This window comes from Trinickia mobilis, assembly GCF_017315705.1.
Lineage (GTDB): Bacteria > Pseudomonadota > Gammaproteobacteria > Burkholderiales > Burkholderiaceae > Trinickia_A > Trinickia_A mobilis.
In genome coordinates this window covers 1-20,150 of sequence record NZ_JAFLRF010000052.1, presented here as the reverse complement: position 1 = coordinate 20,150, position 20,150 = coordinate 1, and the positions used below count along the sequence as shown (strand labels likewise).

The following is a 20,150-nucleotide window of genomic DNA, read 5'->3' as shown; positions in this document are numbered from 1 at the left end:
TCTTGGGGGCGTTTATAAGAATTCAAGGACTCAGTGAATGCAAGGCCAGAGTCCTTCATTGAACGTTCCTCGTGTACCGCTAAGTGCCGCCACGCGACGAACTGCCCTCAGAAGGATGTTGAATTTGCATTTAGGGCGCTACCGCGTCGATTGACGGCCAGACGCTCGGAATGTTTTTCTTTGCAAGGGCGCGGAGAGACGTCTGGGTGACTTTATTGAGGTCATGCGGTTGTAATGTCTGCGCACGCGCCTGAGAGATCTCAGTGGTTATCGTCCTATTCGTTCGTCGTAAGTTAATTGTAGATTTTCGTACGGCGCTGCGTGAGCCACGCGTCCTTGTGGTGAACATGTTGGGGAAGTCTAAGTGATACCGATGGCGTGCAGCGCGCTGTGCGTCGGCGCACTAGTGCCAGGCATGCCGTGTTCAGGTTGGGTGTGGCGTTACTGTTGGGCACGTCCTCGGAGGCCTGCAGGTCGGCCGTGCCGCAACGGTCGAGCCACTAATGCAACGGCTCAAAATCGTATGTTGTTACAATGCCGCAAACAGTGTCTTGAGACGGCGTCTTTGCTTGCGAGGAATCTATGTCTTCTGCGAGCCGTCCGATTTTGCCGCAAGTACAAATCTGATGAACATCGTGACCAAGGATCCGAACGAAGCGTCGTGGCTCGACCCATTCTCCGACTCCGTCAAGACCGGGGAACCGCCATCAGTAGTATTGGGGCAGTTGCTCGCGGCGAGCACGCCAACCCTCGCAGAAGCGCTCGTCGCTCAGCGCGTTGTCACTGCTGGGCAGGCTGGACTTGTCTTGAGCGATGCAATTGAAGAATCAGCGCTGCTGAGGTGGGGCGCGCACCTATCTTCGGCAGTTGCCGCAATGCAGCCCCTGCCAAGCCTCAATGCCGACGCCAAGAGTCGCCGCGAGCGACGAAGATATCAGGAAATGTTGCTCCTGGATCAGTCGCGCTGGCCCGATCTTGCGTCCGTTCGCAACACTGCTTTCCTGCTTTGCGCGGACCACAAACCGCCAGAGTACGGACTGCCACGGCAACTGTACAGCCGTCGTACGCCGGAATCGCTCATTTCGCGCGAGAGCTTCGCGCCGCTGATGGATCGGTTGATTTCGGCCGTAAGCCCTGTCGAAGCCCCGACCTGGGAAAGTAGCGGTCCGGTGCTCCGAGAAGCGCTCACGACGATTTTTTTTGAAACGTTCAAAAACACTCACGACCATGCTCGCTCTGAGGCAAACGGCTCGGACGTTCAGAACTCGGTACGAGGTATTTACTCTCGCTTCTACTCCATTGGCGAGATAGAAGCCAGCCCGATCGCCCAACGGCTTCCTACGGCCACTCCGGCCGAACGCTACTTGGCATTGTTTGTTCAGCGCGATCCGAAGCCAGGTGTGCGAGCGCAACCTCGTCCTTCCGTCTCTGGTTTTCTTGAAATTAGCGTAATTGATTCTGGACCAGGGATGGCGGCTCGGTGGCTCGGTGAGCGCCATCATCAGATCGATCATACGAAGCAGCTTGAAGCTGTCCTCAGTTGTTTTCAGAAAGGCAGAACCACCACCGGTTCCGATGGGCGGGGGTTCGGTCTGTGGAAGGTTCTTATGAGCCTTGAGCAGCTACACGGGTTTATCAGTGTCCGCACGAATGCGATTCACGCGTATCGGCAGTTCGGCTACGGACTTGGGTTGTCTTCCATTGAAATCAGCAGCGGAGCTCGTGTACCCAGAGAGGAGCTCTTGGATTGGAAGAAGGGGCTCTCAACCGTTCCGAGCGAGTACCCGGCGGTCAAAGGAACCGTCGTGTCATTTCTCGTCCCTATGGGGGCGGCATGAAGGCGCTTGCGATTCATACATACTTGTCCCACGCGGTGGGCCACCAAGAACAGGTCCTGAGCATTTTCATCGTCGACCGTAATCTGACACTCGACGAATTCGATGCGGCTCTTGTGAGTGCGATTTCTGCGAGGTCCGTCCTGATCGATGCCATTCACGTCGTGGGCTACAGGCATGAGGTAGACCGCGTCCGTCACTGGATCCGCGTCGACGATAACGTTTTGCGGGGCCGTTTCGAGAGCCTCGTCGGACAGCTTGGCCCTGGTGTGCGGTTCATTCTTTTCGACGAAAGCACGGGCAAGCACATAGCCGAATCACTGGAGGGAGTACCTATTGCGACCAGCGCGATGCTCCTTCGTCACGAGCAGCAGGAGGTACTGCTGACCGCTTTTAGGTTCGGCGGTGGAGAGCAAAGAGCACCTACCGGTACGCATTATGTGAAGACATCGGATAGGCACGCCGATCGCTTTCTCCGGGTTTCCAACGTGCTGGAGGATGGAGTGAACGTCAGCCTGATCGCATACTGGCTTGTCGCATACCTCTGGAAACAGCCTATACGGCACGTCATCGTAGATACATCTGGCATTTATTCGGTCGCGCAGAAATTGATCCACGAAGTGGGTATTCGTGGCGGACTTACATTTGAACCGCTGCTCTGGTCACACCGGTCGCACGATGGCGTCAACCAGATTGCAGAGCAACACGCGGCCGATGCACTTTTCCTCATCTCTGCTTCCTCGTCGGGCGGGCTTGCGCGGAGTCTTGTTCGCCAAGGCGCGTCACCGGAACGCGTTGTGACGCTTTTCCTCCTCGCACAGATGCATTCGACACAAGGACATGTCTTGTGCAATCTGCTCGGTATGAACGGTAGTGGTCTTGATCTGATCGAGAATTTCACCGAGAAGGACTGCCCGTACTGCCAAAAGCACTTTCACTGCATCCAGATTCGGGGGGACCAGTTTTCCATAGCACCGCCCAATGTGTCACCGGTGGAAATCAAGGCCACGGACCTGCCTTCTGATCTCAAACCGGTATTGTCAGCCCTCATCGGGCTACGAGTATTCTGTGCCTTTCGTCGGCACGGTAACGAACGAGTCGCATCCATTGGCGTTAATGTTGCTCCCATTCTGCATGCACAGTTGGCGCAGAAGAATCAGGTTTTCCTTAAGAAGAAGCGTACAGAATGGGCATCTCTGGTTCGACGTTCGTCCACTGTCACACTGCGGCACGTAGTTGCATGTTCGTATCCTCAGTCACATGAGGTGGCGGAGGACATCGCGAGAGCAACACGGGATTTGCTGCATGTCGCGGGGCGCCCACAAGTAATTTCATCCACCGAGTTGCGCGCGGCTGCACCAGAAGCGGAGACATCGACGCTCGTTGTTTCGTCGTGCATTGATGATGGAAAAGAGTTGCTGTCTGTGTCGCGCACATTGCGGGACGTCCAGGAGAACGGTTCCACTGCATATCTCTCGGTCGTTCAGTTAATTACCCCCAAGGCCGAGGCAGATCGATTGCGTCTCAATCTCACGTTTGGGCAGCACGGCCCCAACACGTTTGCCATTCATTGCCTGATCAGCTTGCCAATCAGCTGCTACGAGGAGGACGTAAGTTGGAGTTTGGAGCTCGACGAGCTTAGAAGAATCCAGTCGTACGCAGATCGGCATGAGATTGATACGCCAGTTAAGCTCGAGGAGAGAATCAACCGTCTGGAGAAGGCGGTAGGAGAGGGATTAGTCGACGACCTGTTCTGGCCAACAGCTGAGGGAGGGGCACTTGCGTTGCGTTCAGATTTTTCACTTATCACCGACGCACGAAGCGAGCCGACGGCGACTCAGGCAGACCTGTTCGTAACTATGAGCATCATCCTGGCCCAGCTGCGCATGAGCACGGACGCTTCACGCCGCCTTTCGCACAATGCTTACGAGCGCGCGGTGCTTTCACCGGACAACTTTGACAGGTTCAATGACGGTGTACTTCAGGCGTGCCTGTTGCGCGCAGCGAAACAGGAAGAGCTGAGCTACGGCGCATGCGATAGTGCCCTCAGCGAACGAATGCTGAATGTTCTTGTGCACGCGCTGCCAGGCCAAGCAGTCAAGGAACGATCAGAATCGCTGATGGAATTTCTGATTGCCCTCGCGGTCGGTCGCCTGACGCTGCACAGCGAACATCTACGGGAATTCTGCGAGCGAATTATTGCAACAGGAGCGGCCGAGGAAAGTGCACGACTGACCGCACACTACCTGCTATGGCGTGAGCAGAAGAAGCGTCTCGCGATAGTGCCTCAGGTAGATGCGGCTATAACTGTTCCCGACACATTTGCCGTGGCCAAAAGCGACGAGGCGCCTTGGTCTGACCAGCTCGAAATCGAATTGCCCCCGGAGAAGGGCATGTCATAACATTTTCTTTACTCATTGTTGGGCGACGTTTTCACGCTCTCCACTGTATGGGAAGCTGCTTGAGTGCGAGCGAAGATCATCCATCTCAAGTTAGTCCTGAAGCGAGCCAAGGCCGGCTGTTTGTCGAGCACATCCAGTTGACGTTTGGTTTCCGTCACACTCCGTTTGATCGGATATTTCATTTTCGTCGGCGCATACCGGTGCTAGGACGGCGAAGACGTTGGTGCGGATCGACTTTTGGCGCAGACAACGTTGGAGTAGTGGGATAGACAATCAGTTTCGGGGGCGAATGTGGAATTTTTTATCAAGATGGCAGACGGTTTTCCTATGCGGGAGCTGCTCGATTTGGCGGACTATCTGAGTGAGACGGATGTACTGGTATCGGATCGGCCAGATCCAAATTCAGAGGTTTACTCCGTATCCCATCGTCTTCTTGAGAAGCATCTCGACGAAGTCCAGACGATCCTGCTTCCAGACCGCAATATCGTCTCCAGGATGGCTCAGGTAGCTCGCGGCGAGCCTCTGAATGAGCATAGAAGGGTTGCCGCCGCTGTTCTTGCGTTCGCGCAGTGCCTCGATATCCAGATAGAGCCGTCCATTGCGTTTCATGAGATGGCGTTCAATGAAGGTAACTCGGCTACCCGGGACGAACTGGCCTGGTTCAGAGTTGCAGACAACGGTAGCCCTCACGAATGGGTCAAGGCAGGACTTGGGGCGGTGGAACGGTTACCTACAGTTCGTAACCGACCGGACATCGACGAAATTGACCTTGCGAAGCCAGTCGGACGCTGGCGGCGAAACTATATCGTCGCGATGAAAATGGCAGAGCTAGAGCTTGATTCGACTCTTGGTTCCTATGAGAAGGTGTCTGCCTTACTTGGCTGGATGCGCGACGACTTCATTCTCGCCGGACCGGCGGTCTTATTGGCGTTTCTTTACTTCGCGCCCAATTCGCCGCCTCGGCGCAGGTTGCTGAAAGGTCTCAGGTCGGAAGACAGGCAAGTTGCGCTGGCGGGCGTCAAGAATGCCGCTTGGGACATTACGTACCTTAGCGACTTCGCACGTCGGATCAATGAGGCGCGAGAGGATCGGAAAAAGCGCTACATCTTCGCTACCGCAGATAAGCGACTCCGCGATCTTGCCCGGTTCGCCGTAGGTGAACATGAGGATTTTGACGCGAATGAGGGCCTTGCGAAGTCATTCGAGAGGTGGTGGAATCCAGAGGATGCCCAGAAGATTGCAGATCTATGGGTGCACTGTCGGGCACGGATCCGTTCTCAGGAGTGGTGGGACCAGTACAAGGACCGCCCGGACTACGTGGGCGAACTCATCGCGCGCGGAGAAGCTGTCATGTTGAGCTGGCAAGCGTAGTTTAGGGCTTGCCGGATGGCGTGGCTGTCGGATCCCTGCGCGCAGAGGGTAGCGCTGAATTGCGAGCCGCTTACTTCATTGCACCGTGTCGCAATGTATGTGCATTACGACAAGCGGTCGGCCGGCGCTTTCTAGCAGTCGATATGTCGTGAGACGGTTGGCAATCGGACGAGTCTTGACGGTGGAACGGCTTCTTCATTCGATATTCGCTCGCACGACAAAATCCTTGATCTTGCCATGGTTATTTCGCCTCGCCTTCCGAACAGCTTAGCGCTCAGTTATGCGTGAAATTCGCGCTAAAGCGACCGTGGAATCCCGCACATGGGCTGAGTTGCTGTTGATGAAGTCCAACCATCGTTGCTTGGCCATATGGTCGGTTGTGCTCCAGGAGCTCTAAATTAGTCGACGTTCGTGCCGTTAACGGAGACGGGGTTATGACTTCTCTGAAATCCATCGATGACCTGCGAGTAGTCGTACAAACGGCGAAGACGCGCACTTTCAGACGTGCCGAGATTCATTTTCACCGGTCCCTCGCGAGTGGGTCTGCTGACTGCAATATTTATCAGTGGTTTCTTCCAGAACGATCAGCTCTTGTCTACCCACATGGGCGAAAGAATCAATGAACTCTCTCTGCGAGAGCTCGGATTTTCAATACTTGCAATCGTGGTCGCTGCAGGTTTAGTGGTGATGCTCTGGTACATGACTGGAATCGACTGGTTGGGGATTTTGATGATCAAAATCGTTGAAGAGGTTCCGCGAACGCTTTACTTTTTTGGTAGCAGCGTCGGGGGAGTGCTCATCGCGGCTAGCTTTGACAGCTTGGCTAATGGTAAGATTCCTTTTGGAACCAATGGGCTTCTCATATCATTTATATTCTTAGTAGCGTTTTTTCTTATCGGTTTCTTTATTCGACAGGCAACTATTGCACGAACACGCGAATAAGCCTGACTAGGAAATAGAAGGGCAGAGCGAAAATCGTCGCGAGAGCGAGCGCGACAAACGGTGTAGTCAAGAGAATAATTGCTCGTTTCACAAAGCGTTCCATACATGCCTTCGATGTCTGCTGGGGTCGAACAAGTGCGACTCCTTCGTGGATATGTAGAGAGCGGTTTTATCCTCAATTGACCTGAGGGTCTCAGGCCTTCAGGTCGGGATTTTTCGGCCAATTTAGGATAACGATTTCGACGGAAGGTCAGCGCGCGACCTGCCGCGCTATCGGACTTGGACGTTCGTCAGCATCGTGAGTGCGCGGACCGGTTCTTTCGTAACAACGGTTCCTTTGGGAGGAGGCCGATGATTTGCCAGCAGAGCGAAACGCTATCTTTTCTCGAACAGAGGAGCCCACATTCGCAAGCTATCTTTCAAGGGGCAGTCGATACCAAACTACGTCCTCAGATGAGTATCTGACTTTTGCTGAGAGACTCCGGGGTCGTAACGATGTCGCGAGCCTTCGTGTTCAACAGACGCTTCGGGAGACGGTTGGTTCTTCGCGTGGCCCGGTTGATTGTGTTGGGCAGCGCGATGTGCCCCATTGTTGGTAGCAAGAGAATGTCCGGGCCGGTGATTGTGGGCTTGCGAGCCATTTGCGAGTGCCGGACGTTGTAGACAGAGCTTTTCATGTGCACGCGTAGGCTCGTGCCTTGCGTGGTGTCACTGACCGGCGTTATGGAGCCATTCCGGGATCGGCGTATTAGCGCCACCTGATGATCGGCGCATAGGCGCCAGCGCAGGATCGGCGTTATGGCGCCAGTCCGTGACCGGCGTAAAGGCGCCAGTCGATGATCGGCGTATAGGCGCCACCGGCGCCGGATGTTGAACGCGATTCGAACTTTCCAGATGGGTACGCTCCGCTCTTTCTGAACGGAGCGTCCATGACCAACCGGAGGTTCGAAGTGTTTGAGTACCGTCAAGTCCTTGTCCGCATGCGGCAAGGCGATTCCGATCGCGACATTGGGCGTAGCGGCCTGATGGGTCGCAAGAAGTTGACCGCTGTTCGTCGTGTGGCCAGCGAGCGCGGCTGGCTCAATCCCGGGCAGCCGTTGCCGGACGATGCCGTGATTGCCGGCGTGTTCGGCCGCACTCCACACTTGCCGAGCACATGCGTGTCCACGCTTGAGCCGTTTCGTGAGCTGATTCGTGACTGGCATGACGCTGGTGTTCAGGGCACAACGATTCACCATGCGCTGAAACGCAACCATGGCTATACCGGCAGCTACTCGGCGGTGCGCCGTATCCTGCTGGGCCTGAAGGCCGAACGCGGCGTGCCGACCACAACGATCCTTGAGTTTGCGCCAGCGGAGGCCGCCCAGGTCGACTTCGGCGCCGGGCCGGTACTGGCACATGAATCGGGCGCACAGATCAAGACGTGGTTCTTCGTCATGACCCTCTGCTGGTCCCGGCACCAGTATGTCGAGCTCGTGCTCGACCAGACCGTCGAGACATGGCTGGCCTGCCACCGTCGCGCCTTCGAGTGGCTTGGTGGCTGCCCGGGTCGCGTCATCATCGACAACGCGAAGTGCGCGATCACCAAGGCCTGCATGTACAGCCCGGAGGTCCAGCGCTCATACGCCGCGCTCGCTGAGGGATACGGCTTCCGGATCGACGCCTGTCCGCCGCACGACCCGCAGAAGAAGGGCATCGTTGAGTCGGGCGTCAAGTATGTCAAGAAGTCCTTTGTGCCGCTACGCACGTTCCGCGACCTGTCCGATGCCAACCGGCAGTTGCGTGAATGGATCATCCAGCAAGCCAGCACGCGCGAACATGGCACGACACGCGAGCAGCCGCTGACGCGCTTTGCCATCGAGAAGCCGCTGCTCACGTCGCTACCTGACGTCGCGCCGGTGCTGGCCGTATGGAGCGAAGTCAAGGTGCACACGGACGGACACATCGTCTACAAAAAAGCGCTGTACTCCGTGCCGTTCGCGCTGGTTGGCAAGAGCCTGTGGCTCAAGTCCACCGATACGGTCGTGCAACTGTTCCACCAGCACGAACTCGTTGCGACCCATCCGCGGCTGCGCAAGGTCGGCGATCGCCACACGGTGCGTGACCACCAGCCGCCGGCGGCGCAGGCGTGGCTCGAACACGATCCGCAGTGGTGCCTAGCTCGTGCGAAGGAGATCGGGCCATCCTGTCACGCGTTGGTTCTCGCAATGTTCAACGACACAGTGCTGGTGAACCTGCGTGGCGCGCAGGGCATCGCCCGCATGCGCGAGAAGTTCGGCGATCAACGACTGGACGCCGCGTGCGAGCGTGCGCTTGCATTCGCGAGCCCGAAGTACCGCACCGTCAAGACCATTCTCGACAAGGGACTGGACAGCCAGCCCGCCGCAGCAGCGGCGCAAGCGTCGGCCGCGCCTGCTGACACCTATCTGAACGGCGGCCGCTTCGGTCGTGACCTCCACTCCCTTCTCCTGCATTGAACATCATGAACCCCAGTCCCGAACTGAATACGATCCTCAAGCAACTGCGCCTGTCCGGCGTACTCGACTCGCTTGAGCAGCGCAACCGTCAGGCGATCGACGGACAGCTCGCCTACACCGAATTCCTCGCCATGCTCCTGCATGATGAAGTCGCGCGGCGCGACCAGAAAAAGCTCGGCGCGCGTCTCGTGCGTGCCGGCTTCGGGCTAGGCAAGACGCTGGAGACCTTCAACTTCGACCGGCTGCCGAAGCTCAACCGCGCACACATCCACGATCTCGCCACCGGTCGTTACATCGACGAGAAGGTGGCCATCCTGATGGTCGGTCAAACAGGCGTCGGCAAGTCCCACATTGCCCAGGCGCTGGGCCACTGCGCTGCGCGTCAGGGGCGCGACGTGCTGTTCGTCACGCAAACCGATCTGATCAAGAAGCTGCATGCGGCCCGCGCCACGGGCCTCTACGAACGCAAGTTCCAGCAGTTCGTTCGCGTGCCGCTGCTGATCGTTGACGACTTTGCGCTCAAACCCCTACGTGCGCCACACGACGAAGACTTCCACGATCTGGTGGCTGCCAGGTATGAGCGGGCGGCTACCATCCTGACATCCAATCTCGATCTCAGCGAATGGGGCGATGCCTTCCCCGACAACCGGGTTCTCGGCGCCGCGACACTCGACCGGCTACGTCACGGTGCCTACCGCATCGTCATCGAGGGCGAGAGCTTCCGCAAGCCGAAACCGATGCCCGAAAACGGCGAAATCGCCGTTGCAAAATCCAGTAAAAAAACGGATTCTTGAGGCCGTTCGAATCCGCGTTTGACACCACTTCCAACTGGCGCCATTACGGCGATCATCCCCGGCGCCTTTACGCCGATCCGTGACACGTGGCTCATGGACGGTTGTCTCGACAGGTGTGTCACCACCGAACGGAGGTTGTCCCGCCGAAGAAGAACCTCTCGGCGTCTGTCGCCGTTACCGTAGAAATGACGATGACGTTGACCGTCTGGCCCCGTCACCCAAATGTATGTGCTGCCCCCGATGAACACGACGTCGTTGTCACTGGCCGCCGTGACATACTCGTCGTTCGGATCAGGCATGACCTCTTCGACGACGACCGGTTGTGCGACGACGTGTGGGGGCGGGGGAGCGGACACGATTGCGGCAACCCGTGTGGGTTGCACGACAGGTTGAGAGGAGTCACCCCCTTGTCCACGTGTTACGCAACCGGTGAGGTAAAGTGCACTGGCGATTCCCGCGATGGACGCAGTCAGCCTCGGATGTTTCAAATTCGCTCCGAATTCAGACATAGATAAGACTTACGGGCTGACTACACGTGGAGCGACTTTAGCCGCGATTCCCGCAGTGATGGCAATGACGAGCACCGTGGCGATCTTCGCTAGAAGAGCCCAATGCAAGGCTGTCAGTACAAGTATGCTCAAGAAGACGGCGCTACAACTTACTCCGATTATTGGCAGCAGCTTGTAATAGCGTGTTGTTTGGCGAAGGTCGACTCCAAAGAACTCGTGATCGTACACGCCTTCGGCTATCTCTCGAATCGGCAGTAAGAAGAAAATGCAGAGAAGAAAGTAACCCAGGGCAGCCGCAATATCTTCCCCCGAGCTCTTCGTGGCTTGCAGATTCGTTTTCGAATGACTCACGTCTTTATACAACCAGGCGAATCCAACCACGAGTAGCGCACCCACTGCGAGAAATAGCGCGTCAGCAGTAAAACGTAGTAGCGGGCGGAAAAAGTACCGTTTAAGGAAGCCGTGCCGTTCGCGTGGGACATGGGTCGCGAGAATGGCGCACGCCACGACGACCGTGATTATTGGCAGAACAGGATCGAGTTGTGTCAACCCGTCGAAGAACCAATCGGCGAACTGCGAAAATATTCCGCCGGCAGGGCCAACGTCCCGACCAATATCGCGAGTAGCGCAGATCGTGAAGGCTATCCCCGCGATGACGCCAAGAGTAAGGTCTCCGACCAGTGACTCGCCATAGTCACGGATAAAACCCTCCCATATACGAGTTTTATTGTCTTTTAGAGAACTCGATGAAGAATTCAAGCCAACCGAACTGCAACTTTGAGAGCGCGCTCCTGAATGTCGGGGTTTGCGCCCTTTGCTTCTGCCCATGCCTTCTCCTGTGTTCAATGTCGGTCTTACTTTATCCGCGCAATGCGCCGCCGGTGACCGGCGATATTGCTAGCCTGGTGGTGTTCCTTGCAACCTTAGGTGTGTTGCTAGGTGCATTCGGCTGGTTCACTCTGCATGTGATTGCGCGTTCGCGGCGCGTCCACGGAACGGCAGATTCCAGCGGGAACGACCTAGTTATCGACAAGAACGCGCAGAAACTTGAGTCGAATCGCGTAAAGAGCGGAAAGCCGTGCAAGGCGGGTCCGAGATGTAACCGATAGGCTGAACCACGCTGCTTCCCGGGTTGTGATGTCGGTAGTTAGCCTTAGGTCGCCAGCCTGAAGGCCGAGGATTTCCGGTTACACGGAGATAAAACGCGTTGCTTAACACTGGATGCAAAAACATCCAGTGTTTCAAGCGGCGAGGCCGACTAAGCCGTTTCTCAAGTGGGTCGGGGGAAAGTCCCGAGTTCTCCAACATATCGTCTCGCGACTTCCTCGCGGACGTCGGCTCATTGAGCCGTTCGTCGGTGGTGGGGCGGTATTTCTCGGCAGCGATTTCGAGGAGTATCTGCTTGCTGACAAAAACGCGCACCTTATCGAACTCTACCAAGAGGTGTCCACACGACCGCACGCGTTCATCGAGCTAGCGCAGACCTTCTTTGATGAGGAATACCTTTCACAGAGTCGCTACCTCGAGGTGCGAGCTGCATTCAACGCAGAACAAGACCGATTGATGCGTGCCGCCCAATTTCTGTATCTGAACAAATTCGGTTTCAACGGCCTGTGTCGCTACAATAGGTCAGGAATTTTCAATGTTCCCTACGGACGTCCAGCGAGGACGCCACGGCTGCCGGTCGCAGAAATTCTCGCCTTTTCAGAAAAAGCGAAACGGGCGACTTTCTACCCGAGCGACTTTGTCGAGGTGATGGCGTCGGCACGGCCTGGCGATGTTGTGTACTGCGACCCGCCATACCTTGACCGCGATGACGCATCGAGCTTCGAAGCCTATAGCGCAACTGGGTTCGACGTCGCAAGGCAACGACAGCTTGCCGATTTGGCAAATGACCTGGCCGCGTACGGAGTACCGGTCGTCATCTCTAACCACGATTGCTCGACTGCGAGAGAGCTATATGCCGGTGCTGCCGAAATACACCCTTACTCCGCGCGTCGCTCGGTTAGTGCGGCCAGAGATAAGCGCGGTGCGGTTGCCGAGATCGTCGCAGTGTTTCGCTGAACGCGAGGCCGCACCCGGTCGCCGGAAAAAAGCAAGAGCGAAAAGTGGAAGGGCCCTGCGATGGCATTGTTCCAACGTTTGGTCTCGAACACACACGCGCACATATCTGCCAGCACTGCAACGAGATAATTGCGACGACGTTCAAGCGTCGGGACGTACCGTTCAGCGATGGCATGGGCGAGGCCCGGGACATCTTGGTGTCTGTATGTGATGGCTGCGCCTCTGGGCCGCGTCGCTGGTTGCCCAAAGTCATAATTACCGGCACCGGGCTCAACCCTCGACAGACCGTGGCTGTCCCATAGCGAGAGCGCGGCGCGATTCACGCACAAATCAAGCATTCACGGAAAGACCAGTTGCACAAGCTTTCCACGGCGCTCGTGAAGGAGTACGACGCCATCTTCATCGGCAACGTGAACGCTTCGGCGCTTGCGAGGACACGGATGGCAAAGTCCGTGCTCGACGCGGGCAGGAGTCTGTTCCGGACCATGCTGCAGTACAAGAGCGATCACGCCGGCGTGTGGTTCGATGAGGTCGATGAAGCGTATTCAACTCAGACCTGTAGCTGCTGTAACAGGCGCACTGGCCCGAAGGGCAGGGAATGTCTCGGAATAAGAGAATGGGCCTGCGCCGAGTGCGGTGCGTATCACCACCGCGACATCAATGCGGCAGTGAACATTCTCACGGCGGGACGTCGCCGTCTTGCAGAAGGAATCCCCGCCCTTCCCGCGCTGGGCGCGGCAGCCGAAGGCTGAGGGCGGGGAGGACGTCAGGTTGACCAGGTTCATGGCGGGAGGAAATCTGGCATCGCGGGGCGCTGCGTCACAATTTCTGGATGGCAGAAACCCACGCAATATTTGCCTTATACTGCGTAGTATACATCAGACGAAAGACGCGCCCACGCTATGAATCTGAATCTGGTTCTCGAACAGCTGCGGGATCCATACCAGAGACAGGCCCGGATTTTTCCCGGCCTGCTGACCGTGCTGCCGCTTCTGGTTCCCCTCATCTGGATATTCGGGCCCAAGAGCCCAATCCTGACTGCTTTGCTCGGTCTGGTCGGTGGTTGCGGGGCGATCTATGCACTTGCCAGCGTCGCTCGTGGACGTGGGAAGCGCCTGGAAGAGAAACTGCTCGACAGGTGGGGTGGGATGCCGACGACGCTGATTTTGCGTCATCGTGACGGCTTCCTCGACAGTGTCAGCAAAAATCGCTACCACGACGGAATTAAGGCGAAGCTCGGCATTACTTTGCCGACACCTGATGAAGAGAGGCGCGACATCGCCGCTGCAGACGACGTCTATATAGGGGCAACGCGTCTGCTTCGCGAGTTGACCCGTGGCAAGGCCAACGCGTTACTGCTTAAAGAGAACATCGCTTACGGCTTCCATCGCAACATGTTCGCCATGCGACCGATCGGGGCGCTCGCGTGTGTTCTCGGAATCATGCTGGGACTCGTACTCAGCAAGACTGTCCAGTTTCATCCGGTCGCGTTCGACGTTCTGAATCTTGCATCGCCCGGTGCGAGTGGTGGTATGACGCTGGTCGTATCCGTCGCGCTCCTTTTCTTCTGGTGGCATTTCAACGAGGATCAGGTAAAGCGGATTGGATATGTATACGCGGAGCGCCTCTTTGAATCGCTGAATTCGTTGCCGACGAAGAAGCAGTCGGGTACGGCGGCGCAGGCGAAGAAGTCAGCGGACGCGGCCGCAAACGTGAAACCCAACGCCCCGAAACCCAAGGCAACGAGGGGATCCAGGTCGACCAAGTCCGCAAAGGACGTTACCAATGGGGAGTCAGCCCTATGAAGTGCGAAATCGAGTTTTTGCCAGTAGGCGACGCGAGTCGCGCTGGTGACTGCATCGTCGTCCGCTATGGCGAGGAAGATAGCTACGAACTGATGGTTATTGACGGTGGGACGATTGATAGTGGTGGGAACCTTGTCAAGCATCTTCGTGCGCAATTCGGTGAAGACGTCACGGTCGCACACGCGGTGCTGACCCACGCGGACGCGGATCATGCATCTGGCATGCGTGAACTGTTCAAGGAAATCAAGGTTGCCAACCTTTGGATGCACATCCCCTGGTTGCTCGCACCCGAAGCTATTCACCTCTTCTCGAGCAAGAACTGGACTGCGGATGGACTCGAGAAGGCCATCAAGGGCGAGTACGACATCCTCAGCGAGATTCTCGATTTGGCGGTCGCGGCTGGCACAAACGTGTACTACCCGTTCCAGGGGGCTGAAATTGGGCCGTTCAGCGTCCTGTCTCCTAGCAAAGAGCAATACCTGCATCTTTTGCCGCAGTTCGATAAGACACCGGATCCAGACAAGGACGCCATCGAGGATGCGGGATTGTGGATCGAGAAACCGGCTGAAAATTTTCTTACGAAGGCTCTTGGAGTGGTTACAGAGACTATTCAAAAGTGGGTGGAAGAGAGCTGGTACAAGGAGCGTCTCCGGGACGGCTCCCGCACGTCGGCGAGCAACGAAAGCAGCGTAATCCTATACGCGAACATTTCCGATAACCGACGGATGCTCCTTACCGGCGATGGCGGCGTAAACGCGCTTTCCTGGGCAGTAGCGTACGCAAAATCATCGAACCTGGCGCTGAAGGGTTTCAGCTTCGTTCAGATTCCGCATCATGGGAGCCGCAACAATGTCGGGCCCACCATCCTGAACGAACTGATTGGGCCAATACTGCCAGAGGGCACTGAGAAGTTCACAGCATTTGTTTCGGCACCGGCTGACAACAGCACCCATCCGCGGAAGATGGTGCTCAACGCGTTTGTTCGACGCGGTGGACGAGTGCATGTGACCCAGGGTACGGGGCGAGTACATTGGGGCGGGTTCGCTCAAAGGGCCGGCTACGATACTTCTCAGGCCATCGGGTTGAGTTCACTGGTCGAAGAATACGACTGAGCCAACCGACTGTGCTGTTGCCCGCATTCCGCTGATGTGGGCAACAGCGCTCCAGCCTACCTGTGGTATTGGCTGCGTTCCCCCCGTTTCAACATCAGCCCAACTACCGCTCTGAACTCCTTGATGAATAGGTGTAGCCAGATTATGAGTAAGGCTGTCAGTATCGAGGCGCCGCCGACACCGCACAGCAAGAGCAATCCCTGATGTGGAATTACAAAGCCGTGTCGAAGGCTGTCGCAGATGAGCAGAAATGTCAGATACACCGAGACCGGTGACAGTAGACACAGCAATGCACCGAAATCCCAGAACAATTGCATTACCGCGCGCTTTACGAATGAGAGCATGATTTATTCCTGAAATGTGGTTGCAGTCTCACGTATAGCGTCGGTTTTTATTCAGTCTCGCCATCAACAAAATATCAGGAGGTGTGGGAAGAAAACGCGTAGTTGAACGGCCTGAATTCGCCCCCTCTTTATGCTGGGGAAACGGGGAACCGAAGGGAGCGGAGACAAGGATTCGATGTTGCCGAAGGTTCGTGAAAAAGCATCCAACAGCAAGTAAGGAAATCGAATGTCGTTAAGTGATTTGATCAGTCTCAAAGGGCTGGTGACCGTGAGCGTTGCAAGCATCATCAGCGTCAAGGCAATTCACCTCACGTGGAAAGTCACCAAGAACAATGTCTCCATCAAGGGGGACAACAACAATGTAAATATCGTCAATCAGGAGTTGGCGGCTGCTCAGCGAGGCTTCAAACTCCTGTGGAACCTCCTCGTCGTTCTCACGGCATTGACATACCCGATGTGGGGCGAGGCTTACAATTCAATTCTGGCCACGGCGGCGTATTTCGGGGTCCCCCTTTCGATTATCGCCTTGGTCGCGGTTATCTCCGGATCCGGATGGAAGCGCATCTGGGACGCCTTCTACGTCATCGGTGTCGGCGCCACATGCTGGCTTGTTGCGTGCGCGGCACCATATCTGCCTTCGACTGCACAGTATGCAGGAGCGTTCGGCGCACTCGTGCGGACACTCAAGGAGTATGGGGTAGGCGGCATTGTTGCCTCGCAGAGTGCGAACGCCTATATGGATGCATTGATGCGTTGCACGTCCGGGCTGTTTGGATTCGTTCTGCTGTTTCTTTCGTTCGGCTTTTTGCTCTTCAGTTTTCTAGAAGAGCGGTCTTTCGACGATGCGCTGCGGCGTGTGGTTACCTATACGGGGGTCTGTGCGCTGGGATACCTCCTCGTTGGTGGGCTACTCTTCGATCACGATCCGGGGCATCTGGCGACACTAGTGAGCGCTGCCTTTCCGGTCTCCTTCAACTAGCGGGATGCGGTCGTGGAGCAGGGCTATGCCTAGCTCGCTGACCGGCGCCGACCAGGACAATCACGTTCGGAACTTTGCCGTAATGTACTGGCCAGCTTGGGAGGGCAAAGGCGGACCAGTGGTCCGCCTTGAATTGCTACGGTACGTGCGCCCGGAGTTGCGCTTACCGGTCCGCGCTTACCTGAGGGTCCTTTTGAATGACCTGGAGGCGAGATTGCTGCGCCGGCACTTTGACGGGCGCGACATATTCGAGATATTCGATGACCTCAAGACCATCCGGCTCGTCTTCGTCCCATTCGATTGGGTGAAAACTTTGGGCAACCAGCGACGCGGCCCAAAGGTCCTCGTATAGTTGCTCGTCGAATCGATATTCCGAGAGCGTCAGTTTGTCGTTGAAGACCCACAGTACCAAAATACGGCCGAAGTCACTCGACTGAGCGATGTCGATAGCAGACCCCGGTAAAGCTACACGGCCGCTCGCCAGAAGCAGGCAGTCGATACTCGTTCCGTCGGCGCGACGGCGGACTTGTGTAGAGACTCCCTTGTCCTCGTAATCAATCTCCGTGGCGGTCGTACCGGGCATCGGGATAACGATGCACTTTTCGTCCGTGACCTGCGGTTGCTCCCACAACTCTGACAGCGGCACGTCATAAGCTGTTCGCGCAGAGTTGGAGGTAAAGTGCTTCCGGATAGCAGCAAGCAGTTCAGCGTTTGTTTCCTGTTCCGACCAGTAATACATTTCTTTCGTGTCCTTTGATTGATGGCTGCAAGACTAGTGTCCGAACGCCTTGCGTTACAGCACAGCCTCTTTCGTCAGGTCGAAGAAGTCGAACACTCCGACATATTTGGCTTCTCGTGCAACCTTTTGCCAGGCGGCCGTCTCCTCCTGGGTCAGGTGGACATGCAGTTCCGCGCACCGGCCGGCGATAACAATCTCATCGACCACGTCATCGCGTAGGTCGTATTGGCATAGAGCGACGGTGTCGTCGAACAACCACAACACCAGGAGTCGACCTTCCATCAAGGCGCGGGAACGTATCACGACCGTGCTGGAAAGAGCCACATTGCCTTTGGCCAGCATAAGGCACGCACTTCGGGAGCCATCCAGTTCGGTTTCTACCGAGGGAAACGCATCAGGGTCTTTGAGATTTACAGCGCTCGAAACCATGCCCGGCAAAGCAGTGACTACAAAAATATCGTCGTCCGCATATACCGTATCATCGTTAAGCAGGTCGGCCGCATATACCAGGTACGAGGCGGCGGACCCGTGCTCAGCGGCTCGCTGGCGAATGTCTGCGAGCAGTTCCTCGTTCAGGTCTTCGTCGTCAAACGAGGCATCTGCGTTCTTGTAATCGAATTCAATAGTCATAGCTGTGGTCCTTGAATGCTGTGTCTGATACGCGTGAGGAATTGACGCGCAATTCGTATAGCGACTTTCGTCGAGCTCGCTGTGAAGCCAGCGCTCTGTATCGCGGCTGGATTGCAGAATAAGTGGGTTGATTCCTGGATTCAATACTTTTGAAAAAATATCCAATTATTTATACGGGACAGATTGCAGCTATTGTCGGAGTAAGACGTTTGGCTTTGGAATCTTCATTGGATTCAGATGCTTAGTGAATCTGAGTCCGGGCGTATAAATATTTAAATTCAGCCGGCCGGATGGGGCGCTGGTTATTGGCGCCTCCAGGGAGAGCTAGATTTTGTCGTCGATTACTTGAATTCCTCGTTTGGTAGCAACCTTCTTTGCCTGCTGACGGGTACCTAGCAGTAAGCCTTGAGCTGGCACAAGCTTGCACACCGCGTTTAAGAAGGGTTGCTTTACCCGATATCTTGTGGAGATATCGGATGCGACTCTTATCAATTGGCTAGGCGGCGGCTGAACTGGGCGTAGCGGTGGGCACGCTGCGGCGCTGGCATCGACAGGGTCGGTTGGTGCCGTTTGGCCGGACCGTCGGCGGACATCAGCGATACCAACACGATACGGTGCGTGCTCACCTTGGGCGTTGGACTGAGCGCCATCGGCAAGACGGTCTGCTACGCCCGCGTCTCGTCGCACGACCAAGCTGAACAACTCAAAACTCAGGCCGCGCGACTCGAGAAGCATTGCGTCGACGCAGGCTTTACAGACATCGAGGTCGTGACCGACCTGGGCAGCGGCATGAACTACCGCAAGAAGGGGCTCCAGCGACTGCTGCGGGATATTCTGTGCGGTCGCGTCGCCCGTCTGGTCCTGGTGACGACGGACCGGCTGCTGCGCTTTGGCAGCGAACTGCTTTTTCGCATCTGCGAGTTCTTTCATGTCGAGGTCGTTGTCCTCGACACTACGGCTGCCGTCTCGCGCGAACAGCAGCTCACCGAAGACCTGGTCGAAATCCTGACGGTCTTTTCGTCGCGTCTGTACGGCTCGCGCAGCCGCAAGAACCTGCGGGCGTTGGTGGTCTGATGCAGGCGACCACGCAGACCCGGCTGCAACTGCCAGAGGCCGACGCCCGGTTGCTCGACCGGATGGCCGGGCTGTACGGCTCGATGAAGCGCAAGCTATACGCGTGCGTGGCTGCCAACGGCGGCAAGACGAAGTCGCACAAGACGGTCTTTCGCAACGAGCACGGTATCTCGGCGCGCATGTTCAATGCAATGGCCATCGAATTGCAGGGCCTCATCAATGGAACACGGGAGCTGCTCAAGGAGGAGCGTCGGAGCCTGCTGCGCGGGATCCGGAATCTGGAAAGGCGGCTGGCTGCGCGCCGGGCACAACTCGAAGAGATTGCGGCAGACCGCCTGCGTCTGAAGCCGGCGCGCGAAGCAACGCTGCGCCGCAAGACGCATCAGAACGCGCGGCATCTGGCGCGGCTGAACGCGAAGCTCGTGAAGGTGGAACGGCGACTCGAGGCCAACGTACCAGGCATCTGCTTCGGCACCCGCAAGCTCTTCGGGCAACAGCATCGTCCGGATGCCGCGGAGTTCAACAGCCACGACGCGTGGCTATGTGAATGGCGGGCGAGCCGTTCGCGCCAGATATTCTTTGTCGGGTCGAAAGACGAAACGGCGGGCAACTCGGAGTGCCAGCTGCGCAAGACCAGCGACGGGACATACTCGCTGAAGATTCGTGTACCTGACCGTTTGCGCTGGTCCGTCGATGACAAATATCTCATCATCGACGGCGTCACGTTTCACTACGACCGCGAGGCGCTCGATGCCGCGCTCGAAGCGAACACCGCGCTAAGCTGGCGGCTGCATCGCGATGAGCGGGGCTGGCGCGCATTTGTGTCGTTTCACCGCCAGCCGGCGGTGCGGACTACACTCGATGCGAAGTTCGGTGCCGTAGGCATCGACTTCAATGTGGACCATTTGGCGGTGAGCGAGACCGATGCGTTCGGCAACCTGCTGCGGACCAGTCGCTTCCTGTTATTGCGCGAAGACGCCAGTTCCGGTCAGCGCAACGTAAGCGCGAATTTAAGCGCACATAGATTGTCGATGGTCGAGAGCGCAGCATGTGTGTCCACAGTTTTTTCTGCG

The 20,150-nt window shown here is 56.7% G+C and carries 14 protein-coding genes and 2 pseudogenes; 13 read left to right on the top strand and 3 right to left on the bottom strand.

Going from position 1 to position 20,150, the window contains the following annotated elements; translation table 11 throughout:
* Positions 1-626: 626 nt before the first annotated feature.
* The 6 genes from J3489_RS33280 (at position 627) to istB (ending at position 9,821) form a co-directional block, all read left to right on the top strand.
* Positions 627-1,838 carry a hypothetical protein gene (locus tag J3489_RS33280; protein WP_207005068.1) on the top strand — a complete coding sequence of 404 codons (1,212 nt, stop codon included), beginning with the start codon at positions 627-629 and terminating at the stop codon, positions 1,836-1,838.
* On the top strand, positions 1,835-4,237 hold the full coding sequence (locus J3489_RS33275) for a hypothetical protein (protein WP_207005067.1): 2,403 nt from the start codon (positions 1,835-1,837) through the stop codon (positions 4,235-4,237). Before J3489_RS33280 ends, J3489_RS33275 begins: the two co-directional genes overlap by 4 nt.
* A 291-nt stretch (positions 4,238-4,528) precedes the next feature.
* Positions 4,529-5,608, top strand: coding sequence for a hypothetical protein (locus J3489_RS33270; protein WP_207005066.1), 1,080 nt, complete (start codon positions 4,529-4,531; stop codon positions 5,606-5,608).
* 537 nt (positions 5,609-6,145) lie between these two features.
* Positions 6,146-6,550 (top strand): hypothetical protein, encoded by a 405-nt coding sequence (locus J3489_RS33265; RefSeq protein WP_207005065.1) that lies wholly within the window; start codon positions 6,146-6,148, stop codon positions 6,548-6,550.
* A 950-nt stretch (positions 6,551-7,500) separates the two neighbouring features.
* Positions 7,501-9,027: an IS21 family transposase gene (gene istA / locus J3489_RS33260; RefSeq protein ID WP_207005077.1), complete on the top strand. Its 1,527-nt coding sequence runs from the start codon at positions 7,501-7,503 to the stop codon at positions 9,025-9,027.
* Positions 9,028-9,032: 5 nt separating this feature from the next.
* Complete coding sequence (gene istB, locus J3489_RS33255) at positions 9,033-9,821, top strand: IS21-like element helper ATPase IstB (protein WP_207005064.1); 789 nt, start codon at positions 9,033-9,035, stop codon at positions 9,819-9,821.
* Positions 9,822-10,339: 518 nt separating this feature from the next.
* On the opposite strand, the gene J3489_RS33250 is transcribed toward istB, so the two are convergent.
* Positions 10,340-11,158 (bottom strand): hypothetical protein, encoded by an 819-nt coding sequence (locus J3489_RS33250; protein WP_207005063.1) that lies wholly within the window; start codon positions 11,156-11,158, stop codon positions 10,340-10,342.
* 393 nt (positions 11,159-11,551) lie between these two features.
* Here J3489_RS33250 and J3489_RS33245 point away from each other — a divergent pair, with 393 nt between their 5' ends.
* From J3489_RS33245 to J3489_RS33225, 5 genes are all read left to right on the top strand, one after another.
* Positions 11,552-12,394 (top strand): DNA adenine methylase, encoded by an 843-nt coding sequence (locus tag J3489_RS33245; RefSeq protein WP_207005062.1) that lies wholly within the window; start codon positions 11,552-11,554, stop codon positions 12,392-12,394.
* A 317-nt stretch (positions 12,395-12,711) separates the two neighbouring features.
* A complete protein-coding gene (locus J3489_RS33240; protein ID WP_309491464.1) occupies positions 12,712-13,146 on the top strand; it encodes an RNA-guided endonuclease InsQ/TnpB family protein in 435 nt (144 codons plus the stop codon).
* A 150-nt stretch (positions 13,147-13,296) separates the two neighbouring features.
* Positions 13,297-14,199 carry a hypothetical protein gene (locus J3489_RS33235; RefSeq protein ID WP_242540508.1) on the top strand — a complete coding sequence of 301 codons (903 nt, stop codon included), beginning with the start codon at positions 13,297-13,299 and terminating at the stop codon, positions 14,197-14,199.
* Positions 14,196-15,311, top strand: a complete 1,116-nt coding sequence (locus tag J3489_RS33230) for an MBL fold metallo-hydrolase (RefSeq protein ID WP_207005061.1) — start codon at positions 14,196-14,198, stop codon at positions 15,309-15,311. The genes J3489_RS33235 and J3489_RS33230 overlap by 4 nt, the downstream gene beginning before the upstream one ends.
* A gap of 570 nt (positions 15,312-15,881) precedes the next feature.
* Complete coding sequence (locus J3489_RS33225; RefSeq protein ID WP_207005060.1) at positions 15,882-16,634, top strand: hypothetical protein; 753 nt, start codon at positions 15,882-15,884, stop codon at positions 16,632-16,634.
* A gap of 163 nt (positions 16,635-16,797) precedes the next feature.
* Here J3489_RS33225 and J3489_RS33220 read toward each other — a convergent pair whose 3' ends face one another.
* Both J3489_RS33220 and J3489_RS33215 read right to left on the bottom strand, forming a co-directional pair.
* Positions 16,798-17,373 (bottom strand): hypothetical protein, encoded by a 576-nt coding sequence (locus J3489_RS33220; RefSeq protein WP_207005059.1) that lies wholly within the window; start codon positions 17,371-17,373, stop codon positions 16,798-16,800.
* Between the two features lie 54 nt (positions 17,374-17,427).
* Positions 17,428-18,003, bottom strand: coding sequence for a hypothetical protein (locus J3489_RS33215; protein ID WP_207005058.1), 576 nt, complete (start codon positions 18,001-18,003; stop codon positions 17,428-17,430).
* 512 nt (positions 18,004-18,515) lie between these two features.
* Here J3489_RS33215 and J3489_RS33210 point away from each other — a divergent pair.
* Positions 18,516-19,077 (top strand): annotated as a pseudogene (locus J3489_RS33210) (IS607 family transposase).
* A pseudogene (locus J3489_RS33205) lies at positions 19,077-20,150 on the top strand (transposase); the annotation flags it as partial. The pseudogenes J3489_RS33210 and J3489_RS33205, both read left to right, overlap by 1 nt.